General features: G+C 47.6%; 2 protein-coding genes. Both read left to right on the forward strand.

Annotated features, from left to right (window positions below; genetic code table 11):
- Nucleotides 1-129 precede the first annotated feature (129 nt).
- The gene (locus KSW37_RS15190) at nt 130-2,733 is read left to right on the forward strand and encodes a DUF5686 and carboxypeptidase-like regulatory domain-containing protein (RefSeq protein ID WP_254368696.1); all 2,604 of its coding nucleotides are present in this window, start codon (nt 130-132) and stop codon (nt 2,731-2,733) included.
- 87 nt (nt 2,734-2,820) lie between these two features.
- On the forward strand, nt 2,821-3,459 hold the full coding sequence (locus KSW37_RS15195; RefSeq protein WP_217315278.1) for a response regulator transcription factor: 639 nt from the start codon (nt 2,821-2,823) through the stop codon (nt 3,457-3,459).
- The last annotated feature ends 487 nt before the right edge of the window (nt 3,460-3,946 follow it).

Below are 3,946 nucleotides of genomic sequence, written 5' to 3' on the forward strand. Positions count from 1 at the left end.
CGTAATTACCCAGGGCGATGCCCTGGGCTAGGAGCTTCTGCCCTTTCAGGGCGTGTGGAGCTTACTTGCGGTTTAGATAATAGTTTAAATCATGGGCTGAGAGCCCCTATATATAATAAGGTATAAAAAATGAAAGGTATTAAAAAGTTGTATTTTACGGTCATCCTTCTGATGATTTCTACGCTTCAGATGATGGCTCAGCAGAAGATAACAGGTCGTGTCATTGATGACGACGGTTTTGCCGTACCGTATGCAAGCGTGCAATACAAAGGACATAAAATTGCGGTTTCCAGCAACGGAGAAGGTAAGTTTACCATTGACAAGAAGCCGGGACTCATGCTCACCGTGAGCGCACTGAGCTACAAGAGTACATCGGTAAAGGTAGACGAGAAGACCAACTTCCTGGAAATCAAACTGAAAGACGATACTCACAAACTTACCGAAGTGGTGGTAAAATCGAAAAAAGGCCGCTACAAACGTAAGGATAATCCTGCCGTAGAACTGATGCGGCGCGTGATTGCTGCCAAGAAGAAGAGCGATCTGAGCAATCACGACTATGTGCAATATGATAAGTATCAGAAGATTACGCTCGCGCTCAACGATCTGAAGAAAGAACAGCTCGAAAGCAAGTTCTTCCAGCGCCGCCAGTATCTCCTCGACCAGGTAGAAACCTCTCCATACAACGGAAAGCTCACCCTGCCTGTCAGCATCGACGAGACGGTTTCACAGCATATTTACCGCAAAGATCCGAAGACCGAAAAGGACATCATCAAGGGTCAGCAGAGCAATGGAATCGGACAGGTAATCCAGACCGGAGAGATTCTCAACACCGCCCTGAAAGAAGTGTTCACCGATGTGGACATCTACGATGATTACGTGCGCCTGCTGCAGTATCCCTTCCCATCTCCTATCGGCAAAACTGCCATCAGCTTCTACCATTATTACATCGAAGATACGGTGTATGTGGAAAGAGATCTCTGCTACCATCTGCAGTTTATCCCAGCCAACAGCCAGGACTTCGGATTCCGAGGCGAACTCTATGTGCTTGCCGACAGCAGCCTGCACGTGAAGAAATGTAACCTCTACATGCCTCACAACAGCGATGTAAACTGGGTTACTGACATGAAGATTGAACAGGAGTATACCAAGCTCGACAACGGCGAGTGGGTGCTCTCTAAAGACGATATGATAGCCGAACTGCACGTCAACAAGCTCCTTCAGGACCTGCTGGTGGTGCGAAACACGCGAATCACCGATTATGCCTTCGATGCCTTGCCGAAGCAGCTCTTCAAGGGCAAGGCGAAGATCAGGCACGATATGGATGCGATGAACCGCGATGAGGCTTACTGGAACAAATACCGGCAGGTGGGCCTCACGAAGAGTGAATCATCGATGGACAGTTTTATCCACCGCATGGAGAACTCCAAGGGATTCAAATACATCATCTTCGGTGTGAGAGCCCTGATGGAGAACTATGTGGAAGTGGCTCATACCAAGGGCAAAAAGGTAACGGTGAAAGACAGTCTGGGTGTTGAAAGAGACAGCATCATCAACGACCGCCGCAGCCTCTTCGACCTGGGACCTATCAACACGTTCCTCTCCAACAACTACGTAGACGGCGTGCGCCTGCGTCTGGCGGGCAGAACGATGGCAGCCCTCAACCCTCACTTCTTCTGGGATGGTTACGGCGCCTACGGTCTGAAGAGCAACAAGTGGTATTACGGCCATGTGCTCACCTATTCGTTCAACAAGAAGAAGAACAGTCCGTTCGAGTTCCCGATGCGCAAGCTTACCTTCGAGCTGGGGCATGATATTACATCTCCATCCGATGATAACCTGCTGCACAACAAGGACAACTTCTTCATGACCCTCCGTGCCACTACGCAGGACCAGATGTATCAGTATCACCGCCAGAAGGTGACCTTCACCTATGAAACCGACTGGGGCTTCCGCTTCGACACCAGCCTCCGCTGGCAGAGCAACCGCACCGTGGGCAATCTCCACTACTACAGGGTGAGCGACGGCGAGGAAATACGCAAGATACGCACCACTGAGGCAAGTGTAGGCTTAGATTACAACCCGGGTGTCACCTATGTCAACACCAAGCAGCAGCGCCTGCCTATCAACCTCGACAGTCCTGAAATCTCGCTTCGCCACACCATGGGCTTAGACGGATTCATGGGCGGCCAGTATCAGAGCAACCTCACCACGTTGGGCATTTACAAGCGCCAGTGGCTGGGAAGCTTCGGTTATATGGATTTCAACATCGTGGGCAAGGCGCAGTGGAGCAAAGTGCCTTTCACCATGCTCATCCAGCCACCGGTCAACCTCTCTATCTTCGAACAGGAGGCAACCATCAGCATGATGAAGGACTGGGAGTTCCTGAGCGACCGCCAGCTGTTCTGGTCAGTAGCCTGGGATATGAACGGCAAGTTGCTCAACCGCATTCCGCTCATCAAGAAACTGAAGTGGCGTGAATATGTAGCCATCAAGGGAGTTTGGGGCGATTTGACCAGCAAGAACGACCCGAGCAAGAACCTCAATGATGAGAAGCTCTTCAAATTCCCTACCAACTCCTATACCTTTGGCAAGACGCCATACTGGGAGTTTGTAGCCGGCGTGCACAACATCTTCAAGTTCTTCGGAATAGATTATGTTCGCCGCCTCAACTATTATGACCATGCAAACATTTCAAAATGGGGTATCCGTATGGGCTTCCTCATGTCATTCTAATAAGAAAAAAGATGCCTTGATGCAGTAAAAATACTGCATCAAGGCATCTGCGTACATATATAAACAACATATAAGAGAGTAAATACAATGAAGATTCTATTAGCAGACAAACAGGACATCACAAGAGCCGGATTGAGCTATGTGATCAGTAAGATAGAGGGTTTGGAAACCCGGACCGTCGAAGACAAGGCAGACCTGATGCTTGCCTTAAAGGAGAATGAGGATACGGTTGTAATACTCGATTACACCCTTTTCGACATCAATGATGCTGCCGAGTTACTTATTTTAAACCAGCGTTTCCCATACACGCGCTGGCTACTGTTCAGTGAGGATCTGAGTGCCGATTTCGTTAAGATTCTCATCGCCAGCAGTACGCAGTTCAGCGTATTGCTGAAGGAGTGTTCGCTAATGGAAATCAAGGAGGCGGTACGTTTCTGTGTGGCAAGCAACCGTTTTGTCTGCCAGCGCATGATGGAGGTTCTTCTGGCTCCGAAACAGGAGGAGCAGGAGAAAATCAACCTCACCAAGACCGAGACTGAGATTCTGAAAGACATTGCGCTGGGAATGACGACGAAAGAAATAGCCGAGAAGCGCTTTTCCAGCTTCCATACGGTCAATACCCACCGCAAGAACATCTTCCGCAAGTTGGGCGTAAACAACGTTCACGAGGCTACGAAATATGCGCTGAGAGCCGGTTTGGTTGATTCGGCAGAATATTATATTTAACTATTAACTTTTCATTGGGGGGTTAACAGGGTTAACAGTTAACAGCTGTTTTTTGCATGGTCCCCCTCGCGTACCTTATTATATAATAATATATATATACTTATTTTTATATAAGTGTGTGGATGGAAGTATGCATTTTTGGGGTGTTAACTGTTAACCTGTTAACCCCCATCTTAATTTTCTCTTTCCAGAGCGCATCTTTTTATCTTAACGAGTGCCTTATATTAAGACAGATAAGTACCTTATATTAAGACAGATAAGAGGCTTAAATGATGACCAGCGGGAGGCTTCAATGATGCCTCGCGAGGGAGGAATTATTACATCGCGATGAAAATATTATTGCGTCGGGATGGAAAAATTATTGCATCGGGATGGAAAAATTATTGCATCGGGATGAAAAAAATAATGCATCGCGATGAAAAAACGGCACTTTGTGGTTTAACGATTTTAGTTGACCACTTTTAGCTTTATTTGTAAGACGAGTTGA

Origin of the sequence: Segatella copri (assembly GCF_019127135.1) — a bacterium.
Taxonomy (GTDB): Bacteria; Bacteroidota; Bacteroidia; order Bacteroidales; family Bacteroidaceae; genus Prevotella.